Source organism: Chitinophagales bacterium, from assembly GCA_013816805.1.
In the GTDB taxonomy this organism is placed as follows: domain Bacteria; phylum Bacteroidota; class Bacteroidia; order Chitinophagales; family UBA10324; genus MGR-bin340.
On record JACDDS010000006.1, the window covers coordinates 125,237 to 141,867 of the forward strand.

The 16,631-nt window shown below is 39.1% G+C and carries 14 protein-coding genes and 1 pseudogene; 8 read left to right on the top strand and 7 right to left on the bottom strand.

What is annotated here, in order from left to right:
- Nucleotides 1–66: 66 nt before the first annotated feature.
- The 3 genes and pseudogenes from H0W62_06770 to H0W62_06780 all read left to right on the top strand — a co-directional run bounded on the left by H0W62_06770 (nt 67) and on the right by H0W62_06780 (nt 2,865).
- A pseudogene (locus H0W62_06770) lies at nt 67–1,013 on the top strand (manganese catalase family protein).
- A 29-nt stretch (nt 1,014–1,042) separates the two neighbouring features.
- Nucleotides 1,043–1,792: a DsbA family protein gene (locus H0W62_06775; protein MBA3648242.1), complete on the top strand. Its 750-nt coding sequence runs from the start codon at nt 1,043–1,045 to the stop codon at nt 1,790–1,792.
- Nucleotides 1,793–1,959: 167 nt separating this feature from the next.
- Nucleotides 1,960–2,865 (top strand): class I SAM-dependent methyltransferase, encoded by a 906-nt coding sequence (locus H0W62_06780; GenBank protein ID MBA3648243.1) that lies wholly within the window; start codon nt 1,960–1,962, stop codon nt 2,863–2,865.
- Nucleotides 2,866–3,866: 1,001 nt separating this feature from the next.
- On the opposite strand, the gene H0W62_06785 is transcribed toward H0W62_06780, so the two are convergent.
- The 3 genes from H0W62_06785 to mtgA all read right to left on the bottom strand — a co-directional run bounded on the left by H0W62_06785 (nt 3,867) and on the right by mtgA (nt 6,813).
- Nucleotides 3,867–4,136, bottom strand: coding sequence for a DUF3072 domain-containing protein (locus H0W62_06785; protein ID MBA3648244.1), 270 nt, complete (start codon nt 4,134–4,136; stop codon nt 3,867–3,869).
- 44 nt (nt 4,137–4,180) lie between these two features.
- Entirely contained in the window at nt 4,181–5,992 is a 1,812-nt protein-coding gene (gene typA, locus H0W62_06790; protein ID MBA3648245.1) for a translational GTPase TypA, read from the bottom strand.
- A 101-nt stretch (nt 5,993–6,093) separates the two neighbouring features.
- On the bottom strand, nt 6,094–6,813 hold the full coding sequence (gene mtgA / locus H0W62_06795) for a monofunctional biosynthetic peptidoglycan transglycosylase (GenBank protein MBA3648246.1): 720 nt from the start codon (nt 6,811–6,813) through the stop codon (nt 6,094–6,096).
- A gap of 158 nt (nt 6,814–6,971) precedes the next feature.
- Between mtgA and H0W62_06800 the strand changes: the two genes are divergently transcribed.
- Entirely contained in the window at nt 6,972–7,370 is a 399-nt protein-coding gene (locus tag H0W62_06800; protein MBA3648247.1) for a hypothetical protein, read from the top strand.
- Nucleotides 7,371–7,498: 128 nt separating this feature from the next.
- On the opposite strand, the gene H0W62_06805 is transcribed toward H0W62_06800, so the two are convergent.
- The 4 genes from H0W62_06805 to H0W62_06820 all read right to left on the bottom strand — a co-directional run bounded on the left by H0W62_06805 (nt 7,499) and on the right by H0W62_06820 (nt 10,440).
- Entirely contained in the window at nt 7,499–8,389 is an 891-nt protein-coding gene (locus H0W62_06805) for a hypothetical protein (protein ID MBA3648248.1), read from the bottom strand.
- A 49-nt stretch (nt 8,390–8,438) separates the two neighbouring features.
- The gene (locus H0W62_06810; GenBank protein MBA3648249.1) at nt 8,439–8,840 is read right to left on the bottom strand and encodes a biopolymer transporter ExbD; all 402 of its coding nucleotides are present in this window, start codon (nt 8,838–8,840) and stop codon (nt 8,439–8,441) included.
- Nucleotides 8,837–9,538 carry a MotA/TolQ/ExbB proton channel family protein gene (locus tag H0W62_06815; GenBank protein MBA3648250.1) on the bottom strand — a complete coding sequence of 234 codons (702 nt, stop codon included), beginning with the start codon at nt 9,536–9,538 and terminating at the stop codon, nt 8,837–8,839. The genes H0W62_06810 and H0W62_06815 overlap by 4 nt, the downstream gene beginning before the upstream one ends.
- 191 nt (nt 9,539–9,729) lie before the next feature.
- Nucleotides 9,730–10,440 (bottom strand): methyltransferase, encoded by a 711-nt coding sequence (locus H0W62_06820; GenBank protein MBA3648251.1) that lies wholly within the window; start codon nt 10,438–10,440, stop codon nt 9,730–9,732.
- A gap of 209 nt (nt 10,441–10,649) precedes the next feature.
- Between H0W62_06820 and H0W62_06825 the strand changes: the two genes are divergently transcribed.
- The 4 genes from H0W62_06825 to H0W62_06840 are packed head-to-tail and all read left to right on the top strand — an operon-like array spanning nt 10,650 to nt 16,414.
- Nucleotides 10,650–13,370 (top strand): D-alanine--D-alanine ligase, encoded by a 2,721-nt coding sequence (locus tag H0W62_06825; GenBank protein ID MBA3648252.1) that lies wholly within the window; start codon nt 10,650–10,652, stop codon nt 13,368–13,370.
- Nucleotides 13,363–14,166 (top strand): PASTA domain-containing protein, encoded by an 804-nt coding sequence (locus tag H0W62_06830; protein ID MBA3648253.1) that lies wholly within the window; start codon nt 13,363–13,365, stop codon nt 14,164–14,166. Before H0W62_06825 ends, H0W62_06830 begins: the two co-directional genes overlap by 8 nt.
- A gap of 53 nt (nt 14,167–14,219) precedes the next feature.
- Nucleotides 14,220–16,109, top strand: a complete 1,890-nt coding sequence (locus H0W62_06835; protein ID MBA3648254.1) for a T9SS type A sorting domain-containing protein — start codon at nt 14,220–14,222, stop codon at nt 16,107–16,109.
- Nucleotides 16,109–16,414, top strand: coding sequence for a rhodanese-like domain-containing protein (locus H0W62_06840; protein MBA3648255.1), 306 nt, complete (start codon nt 16,109–16,111; stop codon nt 16,412–16,414). Before H0W62_06835 ends, H0W62_06840 begins: the two co-directional genes overlap by 1 nt.
- Nucleotides 16,415–16,631: the final 217 nt, after the last annotated feature.

Genomic DNA, 16,631 nt, shown 5'->3' on the forward strand with positions numbered 1-16,631 from the left:
TATATCCACCCTAAGGAATTACAATTTAATGCGCGCGTATCGAAGCCGGATCTGGTTTTTGCAGGGATGCTGCCGGAGCAATTCGGAGGTGCAAACGGTGGACTTGCTGCTGCCATGCGGTATTTTTTACAAGCCTTTTGTTGCAAATAACGTTTCCCGATAAATATGATTTTTTAATGGATATTGCAACAGAGGAGTTCAGCCACCTGGAGATAGAAGGAGCCACTATTCAAATGTTGTTTCAAGGAATTAACGGTGATTTAAAGAATGCTGCAGAAAATTCGGAGATTATACAAATTACTGAATGGTAAAGCAGAGAAAGAAAACATGATTCATCAGGCCATGATTCAGCCTCAGATTTTTGTATCGAGTGGTGGTGCCCCTGCATTAACCAACAGCATGAGTTTACCCTGGAGTGCAGCGTATATTAATGGTGATGCAAATGGAGATTCCACCCTTGATCTTCGCTTGAATATTACTGCAGAATCACCTGCCAAAATTGTCTATGAATATTTGCTTCAGTTTACTGATGATCCTTTTTTAAAAAAAACATTACAGTTTCTTATGACGCGTGAAGTGGCTCACTTTCAAATGTTCGAAGCTGCATTAAATACAGCTCAGCCAAATTTTCCTCCCGGTATTTTGCAAGCCGATCCCAGATATAGCAATACCTATTTCAACATGTCAATGGTATTGCTGTAAGAGGTCCATGGAATAGAGGCGTGAGCAGCCAATTAGGTGAGGAATGGCAGTTTATCGAAGATCCGATTCAATATGTAATGGAAACTAATGGTTTGTTGAACTGTGAGCCAACCGGAACTGACCGCACATTTGAAACAGTGGATGAGGAAGAAAGTGAGATAAGTGAGGAGCGAAGCCAGGAAATTAAGAATGCTGCTCCAATGGGCCCGCAACAATGGAATGATACCGGTCCCGCTGTAGCGGAGGAAAATATTCAAACTGAACCCATAGAAATAGAAACCCAGGATCAAAAAATTCAGAGGAACAAGTAAAAAAGCCGGCAAGCGCAAATCATAATATAATGCACGAAGCAGCGGATCGGGTACAAATAGTTTACTACACCGATCCGCTTTGCTGTTGGAGCTGGGTACTTGAACCACAGTGGCGTAAATTTGCTTACCTGTATAAAGATTTTTTAAACTACCGCTATTGCATGGGCGGTATGGTTCCGGATTGGAAACATTATGATGATACCCTGAACTCTGTAAGTCGCCCTGCTCAGATGGGTCCTCTATGGATGCAGGCACATCACATTTCCGGTATGCCGCTTCGCGACCGCATCTGGATGGAAAATCCCCCAGCCTCTTCTTTTCGTGGATGTATAGCAGTGAAATGTGCGCAGATGCAGTCATCTTTAGCAGCCGAAAAATATTTGAGGGAACTTAGGGAAGCAATAATGATAAGGGGTTGGAATATTGCACAAAAAAAGGTGTTGCTCGATGTGGCGCGAATAGTAGCAAATAAAGATCCGCATGAATTTGATGTTCTTCGTTTCGAACAGGATTTATCCAATAATCAGGGAACCGATAATTTCCGTCAAGACCTTGCCGAAATCCGGAATCAGAATATTACCTGTTTTCCAACACTAACTTTCAAAAAAAGAAATTCTCCGGGTATTCTTATATATGGGTACCGTTCTTATTCCGTAATGGCAGATGCCATTAAAAACATGATCTCAGATGCTGTTATCCCGCAGAATATAAATGTACAGAACTATCAAATGTATTGGGGATCCTTAACGAACCGCGAAATTGAAGAAGTAACGTGTTGAACCTCGGTTTCCGAACTTAAGCATATTTCAATTTTCCGCACTCTTCTAAAAAAAGCTTAGCCTTTTTGTAATGCTTTTACAGATATGGAATGTCAGTGAATCAGAAATTACAATTGATTTAATTATTTTCGTCGCCAATTAAAAAGTAAGCATCATAAAAAGATAAGATGGCAGGAAAAAAAGAACTTGATTTCACCTATACCACTATTGATGAAATATTCCGCTTGAGTATTGGTGAAATGGGAGATTACAGCGGTGCCAAATACGATGGTGATTTTGCGTTGACTTTGGAGGAAGCACAAAGAGCAAAGCACGTTTTTATTGCAGATAGCTTAAACATTGGAAAGGGAAGTAAAGTGCTGGATATGGCTTGCGGATGGGGACCTTTTTCCAATTACATAACAAAGGAAAGAGGTGCAATAAGCATTGGATTAACCCTTTCTGAAGGGCAGGCCAAAGCGTGCAGAAATAATGGATTAAACGTGATCGTAAAAGATTGCCGGTATGTAAAGCCGGATGATTTCGGGCAATTTGATGCTATCGCCTGCATTGGAGGACTAGAGCATTTTTGTTCAGTGGAAGAATGGAAAGAAGGAAAACAGGAAAAAGTTTATAAAAAATTTTTTGAAACTGTCAATGACCTACTGCCTGTTGGGGGAAGATACTATATGCAGACAATGACGTTCAGCAAAAACATGCTTCCTTATGAATCAATTGATATTAATGCGCCAAAAGGGTCGCCGGCACATGTATTAGCCCTAATGATCAAAGAATTTCCGGGATCATGGCTTCCTTACGGCCCCGAAATGGTGATCAAAAATGCATCGCCTAAGTTTAAGTTAATCTCCCAAAGCAGTGGCCGGTTAGATTATATTGAAACAATAAAGCAATGGAGAAAAAAATTCAGGGAATTTGGTTTTAAAAAATATTTGCTATACTCTTCACTTATTCCAAAATATTTATCCAGCAGGGAATTCAGGCATCAGGCTGAAATTTTCAACGTAAGTCCTAATAAAGTATGCTTTGAGCAGGAAATAATGGACCATTATCGTTTAGTGTTTGAAAAAATTTAATGATGCATTTTTCTTAATGCTTTCCAAGTGACTTAGTACCTCTTAGGTAATTTAAACATATTGCATCAAATCCCGCCCCTTATTTGAATTCCTGAATTCATTGTGAAATTCCATTTATTCTTTCTCAACAAGTTCTTATACTGTTTCAATAACTTTCGCATGTTTCCTGCAATGCTTGTCTATTACGTTACCAAAAAAACAGATGAAATTCATAAAACTTAATTTTCTTTTTGCAATTACAGCTATACTTATGGTAGCTTCTGCGTGTAATTAAAATACGGATATTTGCAATCGCTTCAGCCGATCTAACTGTTCCTGGTGGAGGTGGTGATAACGATCAAGGCTTCATTCAAGGAATAGCTCCTGACACTTTTCGAATGATCAGCGGAAACAGCAACACTATTCTAGTAAGCTTTACCCAGCTGCCCCCGTCGGTGGCTGGATAAAAAATGACTAGCAGCGATGCTTCTGTACAGGTGCCTGCGACTTATTTTGTTTCCGAGGGCATTTCTGTTGTGCATCCTTCAATTACCAGCACGCCGATTCCTTCATTTAAAACGGTAATAATAACTATGAATTAGGAACAGGTTCCATGATTACGTCCATGAGCATGCTTCCGCGTACCTATATTTTTACATCACCTTCGTTGCAGTCGCCCAGTAACGGTGCCGGTTTTGGTCTTCAGTTACAAGTAAATTTACCTGGAGCAGTAATGCAAATGCTTATTATCATGATTTTGAAATAAGTGATAATTATGCTTTTAGCGGCACTCCGATAATCGAAGTATTGCTGAATGATCCTATTTATGCCACTAACTTTTTCAATGGTACTGGCACCAGATACTGGCGGGTTCGTTATATAGATGCCAGCGGAAACCCTGGTCCCTGGTCCGCAGCGCGCAGCATGGTAATTAAACCACAATAATCCTAAAGTATTAAAAAAATATAACCGGAAGTTGTTGTGAAGAACAACAATCTCCGGTTACGATAAAATTTAAATAACTATTTTTTATCAAGGCCTCTTCCGGTTTTATGCTGAAGCTCATCAATGCGTTTTGAAGCCTGAGCTTTAGTCAGGCCTTCATCAAAAGGCTCTTTTGCTTCATCTGACAATGTTTTAAGATAAGATTTCTGAGCACCTGTCATTGGTTGATCACCAGTAGTCCATTCATCAGGATCCTTTACAGTATTTGAACCCGTATTTGCATTTTCAGAGTTATCATTTGGATTTTTTGAAGAATCCCCATTATTAGTTTTTTCAGAGTTTTCCATGTTATTCATTTATAGTTTTAATATAATTTCGATAAACTGCCCCGTCAGACTGCAACCAATTCCTTCATTTTTCGCATCCTGTTATTATGGTCCAGGATTATTTTTCTCATACGAATAGATTTTGGAGTCACTTCTACATATTCATCCTCCTGGATAAACTCGAGTGCTTCTTCAAGAGAGAAATCAATTTTTGGAACAATTCGCACAGCTTCATCGGTACCGGAGGCCCGCATGTTTGAAAGTTTCTTTGTCTTTATAATGTTCACCACCAGGTCTCCAGGGCGTATATGCTCCCCAATAATTTGTCCGCCGTAAATCTCTTCACCCGGATTAATAAAAAATGATCCCCGGTCTTGTAGTGCATCAATCGAATAAGCCGTAGCCGTACCTTTTTCCAGGGCGAGCAGAACGCCGTTATTCCTACCTGGAATATTTCCTTTCCAGGGTTCAAAGGCTTTGAAACGGTGGGCCATTATGGCTTCGCCGGCAGTAGCTGTAAGCATATTGTTTCTTAAGCCCACCAAACCACGTGAAGGAATGTTAAATTCCAAATGCTGAATATCACCTTTAGGCTCCATAATCGTCATTTCTGCCTTTCGCATGGATACTAATTCAATCACCTTCCCCGAATATTCTGCAGGAACATTTACTGTGAGGATTTCAATTGGCTCACACTTTACCCCATCTATAGTTTTAATAATAACTTTCGGTTGACCAACCTGTATTTCATACCCTTCGCGCCGCATGGTTTCAATCAGAATAGACAAATGCAAAATACCGCGGCCATACACTAAAATGGAATCGGGGGAGTCAGTATCCTCCAGGCGAAGAGCCAGGTTTTTTTCTGTTTCCTTTTCCAAACGTTCCCGCACCCGCTGAGATGTTACCAGCTTTCCCTCCTTTCCAAAAAAAGGAGAGTTATTGATTGTAAAGAGCATGTTGATGGTAGGCTCATCAATTGAAATAGGTTTTAATCCTTCAGGGATCTCAAAGTCAGCAACGGTATCACCTATTTCAAAATCTTCTATGCCAAATATGGCGCAAATATCACCGGCATTCACTTGTTGTACCTTTAGCCTCCCTAATCCTTCAAAGGTGTACAATTCCTTTATACGAGACTTTTTAATATCCCCGTTCCTTTTAACAAGGCTCACCTGCATATTTTCCTTTAAGGTTCCACGCAAAATTCTTCCAATAGCAATTCGCCCTGTATAAGCAGAATAATCCAGCGAAGTGATCTGCATTTGGGGCGTGCCTTCCAGCGCCAGCGCAGCAGGAATATAATTGATAATGGTTTCAAATAAAGGGATCAGGTTTTCCGAAGGCTGCTTCCAGTCTTCACTCATCCACCCGTGTTTTGAAGAGCCGTACAGCGTCGGGAAATTTAATTGTTCCTCTGTTGCATTCAGGTTAAAAAACAATTCGAAAACCTGCTCATGAACTACATCAGGATGGCAGTTTGGCTTATCAACTTTATTAATTACTACAATTGCTTTTTTACCCAGCTCTAATGCTTTTTGTAATACAAAACGGGTTTGAGGCATAGGACCCTCAAATGCATCAACCAACAGCAATACACCGTCGGCCATATTTAATACCCGTTCCACTTCTCCTCCAAAATCCGCGTGGCCCGGAGTATCGATAATATTAATTTTTACATTGCCATATTGTATAGAAACATTTTTAGCAAGAATCGTGATGCCGCGTTCTCTTTCAAGTGGATTGCTATCAAGAATTAAGTCGCCAGTTTCCTGGTTTTCCCTAAAAAGATTTGATTGATGAAGAATCTTATCTACTAATGTTGTCTTTCCATGATCTACGTGAGCGATAATAGCAATATTGCGAATAAAGGTCATAAATGGCTTAAATTTCGAGCCGCAAAGGTAAGGTAATAAATCTGCACCGGAAAGGAAGAGTTTAAGGTATAAAATGCATCTCCTTGACTATTCAGATAAAATCAATATTTAATATTCTTAAGGCTTGAGGGCTTTTTAGATAATAATGCTGATACATCAGGCCGGTTGCGGATACGCTGCATTTGATTTACAATCCCTGGATAGCGTTTTTGTACGAATTTACTCATCGGTTTTACAGTGTAAACATGAGGATTTGGAAGACTTGCCGCAATCATGGCTGCCTCTGCTGTTGTAAGATTTTTGGCGCTGTGATTGAAAAAGGTTTCTGAGGCACATTCGATTCCGAATAGGGAGGGCCCCATTTCTGTAACATTCAGGTACAACTCAAGGATTCGCTCTTTACTATAAAGCAATTCGATCATAAATGTAAAATAGACCTCCATTCCTTTTCTAAACCAACCTCCGCCTTGCCATAAAAAGATGTTTTTAGCTGTTTGCTGGCTAATGGTACTTGCACCGTGAATGCGCGCAGGGTGGTTCTTGTTCCACGCCATTGCGTGGTGTATACTATTCCAGTCAAAACCATTATGTTCAGGAAATAACTGATCCTCGCTTGCTATTACAGCAAGTCTGCCATTAGGACTGACATCATAAAAATTTATATATTTAATTTTGTATTCATGACAGGTTATTAAATTGCTTATCTGAGTAATAGTGATGGGCGGATTGAACCATTTACAATACAGTAAGTAGATAATGTGGAAAAAGAAGATGAAGATCAGGATCGGTAAAATCCTTTTCCATAAAGTCATGAAAAGCATGGATTTTTCTATGCAGAATTAAGAGATAAAAGAATTGAGTTTTACAGCAGGAATTCGGTTTAAAATAAAATAGGCATAAATTATGATATAAGTGATGTAATAATTCTGCCCTTTAAGCAAACAACTCAATAAATTATTACTAAACTAAATCCTCAACAATGAAAAAACTTTTTTTAGTTGCAGTTATTGGCATATTTGCCATTGCTGCACAAGCACAAAACACTATGACCCCCAAATCCGATTCGATGCATAATCAATCTGGCAATATGCAGCATATGGACATGGATATGCAGCATATGCCCGATGGCGTTATGATGCATGATGATAAAATGATGATGTATAAGGGAGGAAAAACGATGGTCATGGACAAGGAAATGAAAATGAAAAGCGGACTGACCGTTATGACAGATGGATCTTATATGACTAAAGACGGAAAAAAAATGATGATGAAGAACGGGGAATTTATGGATATGACTGGCCACATTACAATGTGGGACAAAAATGGTATGAAAATGAATAATGATATGAAGATGAATAATGATAGCATGCATAAATAAAGAAACCACAATGAAAAGAGGCTGTCTCAAATGGGTCAGCCTCTTTTTTGCTTGCTATAATCTCGGATTGACTACAGTTCCAATTCAGGATGTTTTCTCTAGATCGAATTCTGAATCCAAAAAGTAAATTATTTTACACGAAACGTGAAAGTGATTGTTCCAAACTGTTCTTCAGCAGCGTTGGCGTCAGAGTTTACTTTAGTCTTCATTGCTGCATCTTCTGCAAGCTGATAAAGATAGGAATCTGTGGTAGTGGATCCCTTTTGAGTGGCTTTTGCAAATATTACACTTCCATCGCGATCAACTTTAATGTTTACCACAACCCTGCCGGTTTTCTGAGAATTATCAATAATGGTTGGGAAGATTATAATTTTACGGCCGCTCATACCTAATTGAGCGATACCGTTTCCGCCCGGCCCTCCGTTTCCAAGTCCGGGATTGCCACTATAATCAGTTCCGTTTACATTTCCGTTTGGTTTTCCCTGGTCGCCCATTTTACTGCCGGTCCCTTCACTTGTGCTATTGTTCGGTTTATTGCCAGGGTAAAGGGCTTTGGCTTTAGGCTGCTGTGGTGCTTCAACAGTTTGATTGGGGTTTTTCGACGATGTTGATTTAACCGGCGCAACTGATTTGTGTACCTCTTCTTTTTTAGCAATTACTGGTACATCCTCTTTGGTTTCTTCAGTTAATACATCATTCGATTTTTTTTGAGACTGCGTCTTCGATTCCGTATGCGAGGGTATGTTTAGCTGTGCCGCATTTCCCTCCGGCTGAACATTACCAATACCTTCATCTAACAAACCAATGTTTAAATAGACTCCTTGTTCTGAAAGAGGGGGAAAAGGCGGTTTTAATCCGAAGAAAAAATAAAAGATAAGCAGCAACATTGCATGCAAGGCAGCGGTAATCAATAAACTGCTCACCGTACTCTGCTGCTCTTTTCTCAAATTTTCTTTGTCGAAAGCAGGATTTATTTCTGCTTCGTGCTTAAGAAAGTTTGAGGAAGTAATCGTATTCAAGATTTGAGTGTTGTATTGAAATTTATCTAATCACATAAATAATTTGCGATCATTTTTTCTTATCTGTGGCTAAAACCATTTTAGCATGAAGCTTTGTTCCAATATCAATTACGTCCACCACATCCTGAATGGTAAGTAAGTTATCAACCCTTAATACAATGGTGGGTTCATTCATGGTAGCAAGTTTCTGAAATAAAACGCCTTCCAGGTCCGGAAATGCAACGGGTTTATCATCCACGGCATAGTTCATATTATGATCGACAGAAAGCGTTACCATTTTTTTTGCAATAGTTTGCTCACTGGTATTTGCTTTCGGCAAGGTTAATTTAATAACAGACGGGTTGATCATGGTAGACACAATCAGAAAAAACAGCATCAGCATAAACATAATATCATTCAGGGAAGAGGTAGAAACCTCTGCTCTAAGCCTGCTTACCCGGCGGAATCTCATGCGGTAGGTTCTTGTATAAGGTCAATGAAGTCAACTGCATTTGCTTCCAGCATATATGAAATCCGGTCAATCATACTGTTTAAGAGATTGAAGCATACAAAAGCAAAGATTCCAATAAGCAATCCTGTGGCAGATGTGATCATTTTTTCATACAATCCACCTGCAATTGAATCTATGCTGATTACTTTCTCCACTGAGATAGTATAAAAAATCTTTATTACCCCGGAAATGGTTCCTACAAAACCCATCATGGGAGCAATGCCGGCTATAATACCAAGCCAGTTCATGTTTTTTTCCAGCTTGTATATTTCCAGTCTTCCTTCACTTTCTACTGCTGATTCCACTTCTTTTATGGGCTTACCAATCCGCTTTATGCCTTTTCCCAGCAGCCTGGCAATAGGTGTATTTGTATTCTTGCAAAGCATTACTGCGGCTTCCATTTTTCCATTCATTAAATAATCGCGGATATTGGACATGAAATGCTGATCTATGGCAGATGCCCGCCGAATGGTGAGGAAGCGCTCGATCGCAAAAAATACGGCCAGTGCTGATAGAATAGCGAGTGGAATCATTACCCATCCACCCTTTAAAAGCAAATCCAGAAAAGTAAGTTGTTGTGCCGGAGCGGTATTGGCATAATTCATTGGCTGCTTCAGCGTATCACCAGCCATCTGTGTAATCTGCAAAAAAAGGGTCATTGATAAATTTTGCTGTTAAACGAAGTCATGTTGCGATTATTTTTCGCTTTAACGTATCTGTCTGCTTTAGGAATAACTGAAAGGACCGGCAATAATTATAAAAGGATTTTAAGTTTTGAGGTATCTAATATTTCAGCTATCATTATTTTGAATGTCAGAAACAATGCGATTGAACTTGTAAAAAACCCATTTTAAAGGTGCAGGTAAAATGGCCGCATCAGGTGCTGAAACTGTAATGTAAAACGATTGTCGTTACCCTTAATCGTTATCACTTCTTCCACAATCTTTTTCGGCACCTCAAATGAATAGACTGCAATTTCACGAAAGAAAAAGCTGGTAGGCTTATCCTTAATAACAATGCTTAATTGCTGGTATAAGTGAATTGCTTTTGCCATCCAGGTAAATTTTTCCGCTACATTTCCGGGTAGCAGAATGGCAAGTAATCCGGTACCCGGCTTTAACAGCTCTTTACTATGGTCGAGCAGTTCTTTAAAAGGGAGCCTGTCATTATGCCTGGCCACATTTACAGCAGGATTTGGAGACCGAAACTGATTCTCATAAAAGGGAGGATTGGTAATTACGAGGTCAAACTTATAAGGAGGGTTATATTTCTTAAAATCTTCATTTAGAATTTTTAAACGCTCTTTCCAGGGGGAATTCTGACAATTTTCAGTTGCCTGCTTATAGCTTTGTTCATCAATTTCAACACCTTCAATATCACATTGTGTTCTCTGTGCCAGTATTAATGATAATAGACCCGTGCCTGTTCCCACATCCAATATTTTTCCATAAACAGGTACAGGAATAGAAGCACCAAGTATACATGCATCCGTTGTAACTTTCATTGCACTGCGATCCTGATCAATGCGGAATTGCTTAAACTGAAAAAAAGAGTTAGACATAATTTCGGGGCGCTAAGATAATTCGGTTTCATTATGGATTCGCATATGAGAGAAAATTATTGAGACCTGATTCATTATGCTTTAGAATGTTAGAATCCTGCATGTAGAATTAACAAATTTTGGAAGACAGGACTATTGAATATGATTTAATCGCTCTCTAAACTGTCTTGCTTTCCGTCTGATTTCCTATAGTTTTGCAGGAATTCATGATCAGAATAGGAATACTTTTTGGAGGTGCCTCACGTGAGCGGGAAATATCTTTTGCGGGTGGAAGAACGGTTTACGATAACCTTAATAAAAACCTCTTCGAACCTATTCCTGTTTTTGTGGATTCCCTCGGTAATTTTATACTGCTTGAATGGAAATATCTTTATAAGGGAACAATAAGAGACTTTTACCCGCCTGTCAATAAGCGTCCGCAATCATCCTATCATTTTCAGGCTTATCTGGAATCCCTTGGGGCTCTTGACGGCGGGCAACTCGATGCGATAATTCACGAAGTAGGACAGAAAGTTTCTGTAGAGCAGTTAGGTGAAAAAATTGATTTTGCTTTTCTCGCATTGCATGGGTCTTTTGGAGAAGACGGGACTATACAAGGTCTTTTGGAATGGATGAATATTCCTTATTCGGGTTCCGGTATACTGTCTTCCTCGATTGGTATGGATAAGGTATTTCAAAAAAAGATGATGAAGTCAGCCGGTTGGAATACTGCTGATAGTATCATGGTTGAAAGAAATAGCTGGTTAGTCTCCGAAAATCAGCTATCTGTATATAAAAGATCCATAAAAAAAATTGGTTTTCCACTGGTGATACGGCCTGCCAATCAGGGGTCATCTATTGGGGTATCTATTATTGAAAAAGATGATTTTGAATTCTTTAGAAATGCAGTTGATAGAGCTTTCTTTATTAAATCTGTTTCGGCAGAAAAATGGAATATATTATCCCAGGAAGAAAAGCGGGAATGGGTACGGGCTACCTCAGAAATTAAAGATGGAACAGGAATTCCTTTTATAATAAACCACCAGAGAATTGACGATCCGGCAAAATTATTTGAATATTTAGAAAAGAGATTTACAGAATCGCAGGATCCCATTTTGCTGCAAAGCATTTATGAAGAGCAGCAGGTGCTGTTGGAAGAATTTATTGATGGCATTGAATTTTCCTGCATAGTAATTCGCAACATAGACGGGACTGCTGTTGCATTACCACCTACCGAGATAAAAAAAGGAAAAGAAGTATTTGACTACCGCTCAAAATACCTGGCTGGCATGACCCGGAAAGTAACGCCTGTTGACCTACCTGATGAGCTCATTGAAAAAATCAGAAAAAATTGTGAGCGACTGTTCAGGTTTTTTAATTTCCAGGTTTATGCTCGGATCGATGGATTTATCCGAAAGGATAATAAAGTATTTCTGAATGATCCGAATACTACATCTGGCATGCTGCCATCGTCTTTCTTTTTTCATCAGGCAGCAGAAATTGGACTAAATCCTTCGCAGTTTCTTACCTATATCATCCATACCTCTATAATTGAGCGTATTCAATCTCAGCCATACACAGAAAAATACAGAGCATTGCTGCGAATTTTAGATGAAAGCATAATTCAGCAGAAGAAGAAAGGGCAGGGAAAGAAAAAGATTGGAGTAATTCTGGGAGGATATTCCTCCGAAAGACATATTTCCGTAGAAAGCGGAAGAAATATTTACGAAAAGCTTGCATCCAGTAAGCAATATGAACCTGTTCCTATTTTCCTTTTGCAGAATTCCCATGATTTAGATGAAGCTGATTGTTTTTTTGAGCTTTACCAGATACCGGTCAATCTGTTGTTGAAAGATAATGCAGACGACATCCGGGATAAAATTCTTCACTTTAAAAAACATAAAGTCATTGAAAAAATTAAAAGGAAATGCAAAGCTCTAACATCTAAATACAGCTCGTCCTCCACTGTATTTGAACCCAAAAAAATTTCATTGGAAGAATTGGGCCAAAGTGTATCAGGTGTATTTATTGCACTTCATGGCAGGCCGGGAGAAGATGGGCATTTGCAAAGCTCACTTGAAAAGCTGGGTATTCCATACAATGGGTCTGGCATTGAAGCTTCTCAAATAACCATCAATAAGTACGAAACAAATGAGCTTCTGATAAAGCATGGTTTTCAGGTAGCCAAACATGCATTGTTTAATAAAGCAGACTGGGTTATGAATAAAAGCCAGTTCTATACTGACATTGAAAATAAATTTTTACAAACAGCTCCAAATTCTTCTTATCCGGTTATTTGCAAGCCGGTGGATGATGGCTGCAGTTCAGCAGTAAAAAAAATTAATTCCCGGGAAGAACTCGATAGTTTTTGCCAATTAATTTTTAGGGATCATCAGGAGTTACCTGCAAAATATGTGGATTCACTTCACATGAAACCCGGGGAAGAATTTCCTTTAAAGCAGCAGTTACTTGTAGAAGATCTGATTACCGCGAACGGAGCAAAAAAATTTTTGGAGATCACCTGCGGCATGGTTACTAAAATTAATGTGGATGGGGAATTGATCTTTGAAATTTTCGAACCATCTGAAGCATTGGCGGGGGACGCCATATTATCGCTTGAGGAAAAATTTTTAGCAGGTGAAGGACAAAATATTACCCCGGCCCGCTTTTCAAATGACCCTGCAGAAGATAAGCGTATTGCTGGAATGGTAAAGAATGAGATGGAACGTGCAGCAAAATTGCTGGGTATCGTTGGTTACTGCAGGATTGATGCTTTTGTAAGAATCTATGAACCAGGAACGGTAGAGACTATAATTATAGAAATAAATTCTCTTCCAGGCATGACGCCGGCGACCGTAATCTTTCACCAGGCCGCGCTTAATAATTACAAGCCGTTCGACTTTATAGACAAAATTTTAGAATTCAGCTTCAAACAAAAAAACCGTGGATAAGCGACCAGGCCTTTGGAAATTTATAAAAACCCGTACCTTCTTATTAAACATTCTGGGAGCTGGTGCATTTTATGTAAGCTTTAGTTTTTTGTTTGCTTTTGGCATTAAAGCTTATACCCGTCACGGTTCTGAAATCAATGTACCCAACCTTAAAGGATTATCAGTTAATGAAGCTTCTAAAAAAATTAACAAAGCGGACTTGCAGCTTAAAATAGTTGATTCCGTTTATGACAGCAGGAAACCATCTTTTTTGGTTATAGATCAGAAACCTGCACCAAATTCTAAGGTTAAAGAATCACGTACCATTTATATTACTGTTAATGCCAAAACGCCACCTCAGATCCGAATGCCGGATTTGAAAGATGCTTCTTTAAAACAAGCCACGATGATATTAGAAAGTTATGGAATGACAGTGGGCAAGCTTGTATATAAGCCAGACCTTGCCGGCAATGTTGTTCTTGAGCAGATGTACAATGGAAAGCCTATTGCATCAGGTGAGTTAGTGAAGAAGGGAGCAACTATTGACTTGGTTATTGGAGATGGCATGGGTGAAACATCTGTTGAAGTACCAAACCTTGTAGGCTTATCTCTTCGTGAAGCAGAATTCGTTGTAAAGGGATCTTCACTGAATATAGGTTCCATTATTACTGACAATACCATTAACGGCGATACGTTAGATGCCATCGTCTATCAGCAATCTCCCCCTGCCGATGAAAGCGCAAAGATTACCTTAAAGGGCGGAGATAAAATAGATGTATTTGTAACTTCTCTGAGTCACTTTAAAAAGGATCAATAGTTGAGTAATTCTGGTTTCAAACAATCATTTTAACAAATAGGAAGTAGAAGTATATGATACGAAAAATATTAAAGCAGCTGAGTTACCTGCTCCCTCTACTATTTTTCCTGCAGGGTTCGGCACAGGAAAAGTTATTGCCTTTGTACAATTACGATCTGTCGACTAGTTCAAGACCTCTTTCTAAATCAATAAACCGTGCTGTAGTTGGTCTTCCTTTTTTCGATGATTTTTCCTATGGTTATTACACCGTATTTCCTAACCCCGAATTATGGGAAGATCAGCAGGCTTATATAAATACCACATTTCCATTAAATCCTCCCTCGCTTGGTGTTGCAACACTTGATGGATTAAATCAATTTGGTAATCCATACGATACAGTCAGCTTCAATAATAACAGTGTGGGCCCGGCAGATACTCTTACCTCAGTACCCTTGCTTTTAGGAAGTATTTCTTCTGCGGATTCAGTTTATCTAAGTTTTCTTTTTGAGCCTGGAGGATTAGGAGATCCCCCAAATTCAGCAGACTATAATCTGGCGAATGGGTTCAGTGGGCTCGGCGATTCACTGGTCCTGGAATTCAGGGATAATGCAGGATTTTGGAGACACATCTGGGCAAAGGATGGAAAGCCGCTACAGGGAGATTTCCGGCCTGATCTTTTTCAGAATGTAATTATTGCTTTGCGCGACAGTTTTTTTTTCTATGATGGTTTTCAATTCCGCTTCCGGAATTATGCTACCCTGATTGGCAACTTTGACCAGTGGCATATTGATTATGTAAAACTGAATACTAACAGAAACAGGAATGATACCATTATACCGGATGTTGCTGTGCAATATGTACCTGCTTCGATACTTGCCAATTATCAGTCAATGCCATGGAATCAATTTCAAAACTATCAGTCATCTGAAAAAGCAAGTAGTGAAGTACTTGCAGTTCAAAATAATAACCCCATCCAGGAGAATACAAGTGCACAGTTCCTTGCGACAGAAATAAATACAAACACATTTATCTATTCTTCTACAGAGGTAAGTAAGAATCTACAGCCGCTTGCATCAACTACTTATAATCTTGAATCTTTTCCTATCCAGAATTTTGACGGTGATAGTATTGTAATCCAGTCTAAATATTGGCTGAGCCCAAATCCGAGCGGCAATGCTGTTCTGGTCAATGACACCGTTTCCCGTAACCAGGTTTTCTCCAACTATTTAGCGTATGATGATGGCTCTGCTGAATATCGTTATGAACTATCCGGTTCTCCTGCATTTCTGGCTCAGCAATACCACGTGAATCAACCTGATTCCATAAGTGCAATCGGCATCAACTTTCAGTACTCTACCATCGATTTGAGGCAGACGCTTATTTCGCTGATTATCTGGAAAAATATTTTTGATGATGATACTTTGTTTCGTGAAGACTTATTAAGAGCGGTTTATACGAATCAAACAGGCGGGTTTTCTTTATACAGACTTTCCAGGCCTGTTGCCGTTTCTGATACTTTTTATATCGGATGGCAACAGTCTGGTTTTACAAATGAAGTATCAATCGATGTGGGATTTGACAAGAATGATATTTCCAATAACCTTTTATTTATAAATGATGATGGCACTTGGAGGAATTCACTATTTCCAGGCACTGTGATGATGCGCCCGTACTTTGGTAATGACATTCCATTTGGTGTTGGGATTGATGAAACACATAAAGAGTATGCTGAATATAAAATATTCCCTAACCCTGTTAGTGACAAGCTCAGTATAATTAATACGGAGAATGCTCCTTTGGTAGCTGAAGTGATGGATTATTCAGGTAAGATACTGATCAGGGAAAAAGAAAATTCATCTTCTTTAGATGTTCATGCTCTTCTTCCAGGTTTTTATTTAATTAAAATAACGGATCTCAGAACGGGGGAAAGCACTGTAGAAAAATTTATTAAATCAAGTTACTGATGAAAGAAATTTCTGTTGAAGAATTGAAAGCCAGAAAAGAAAAGGGTGAACAGTTAAACCTGATTGATGTTCGTGAAACCTGGGAATTTGAAGAGTTCAATATAGGTGCGCAAAATGTCCCGTTGTCCACGTTTGTCAATCACCTGGAAGAGCTACAACCATTTAAAGAGAAAGAGGTAATCATTCAGTGCAAGATGGGCGGCCGCAGCAGCCAGGCTGCTATGATCCTGGACCAGATGGGTTTTACCGATGTGAAGCATGTAAAAGGAGGCCTGGATGAATGGAAGGCAAAATTCCCGGTTTAATAAAAAAGGTTATATTAAAACTTTTATCGGAGAGCTTTAATTTATTAATTTATTATCACCGTTCCAGAAGATGCCGGATTATTATATTGTAGTACTCTCCATTCATACAACGCTGCAGGAAGTGTTCTTACATTAAGCATTCTGTTCTTGAAGTAACGGTATAAATTTACTGAACCCACCATCTGTCCGAATTGATTGTATAGTTCAAAACTTGCAT

What these genes read in the sequence shown, in the direction of transcription:
- H0W62_06835 (MBA3648254.1), top strand. Translation starts at nt 14,220, where the DNA reads ATGATACGAAAAATATTAAAGCAGCTGAGTTACCTGCTCCCTCTACTA.
- mtgA (MBA3648246.1), bottom strand. Translation starts at nt 6,813, where the DNA reads ATGCTTTTCATGACTTTATGGAAAAGGATTTTACCGATCCTGATCTTC.
- H0W62_06780 (MBA3648243.1), top strand. Translation starts at nt 1,960, where the DNA reads ATGGCAGGAAAAAAAGAACTTGATTTCACCTATACCACTATTGATGAA.
- H0W62_06840 (MBA3648255.1), top strand. Translation starts at nt 16,109, where the DNA reads ATGAAAGAAATTTCTGTTGAAGAATTGAAAGCCAGAAAAGAAAAGGGT.
- H0W62_06785 (MBA3648244.1), bottom strand. Translation starts at nt 4,136, where the DNA reads ATGGAAAACTCTGAAAAAACTAATAATGGGGATTCTTCAAAAAATCCA.
- H0W62_06800 (MBA3648247.1), top strand. Translation starts at nt 6,972, where the DNA reads ATGAAAAAACTTTTTTTAGTTGCAGTTATTGGCATATTTGCCATTGCT.
- H0W62_06815 (MBA3648250.1), bottom strand. Translation starts at nt 9,538, where the DNA reads ATGACCCTTTTTTTGCAGATTACACAGATGGCTGGTGATACGCTGAAG.
- H0W62_06775 (MBA3648242.1), top strand. Translation starts at nt 1,043, where the DNA reads ATGCACGAAGCAGCGGATCGGGTACAAATAGTTTACTACACCGATCCG.
- H0W62_06820 (MBA3648251.1), bottom strand. Translation starts at nt 10,440, where the DNA reads ATGTCTAACTCTTTTTTTCAGTTTAAGCAATTCCGCATTGATCAGGAT.
- H0W62_06810 (MBA3648249.1), bottom strand. Translation starts at nt 8,840, where the DNA reads ATGAGATTCCGCCGGGTAAGCAGGCTTAGAGCAGAGGTTTCTACCTCT.
- typA (MBA3648245.1), bottom strand. Translation starts at nt 5,992, where the DNA reads ATGACCTTTATTCGCAATATTGCTATTATCGCTCACGTAGATCATGGA.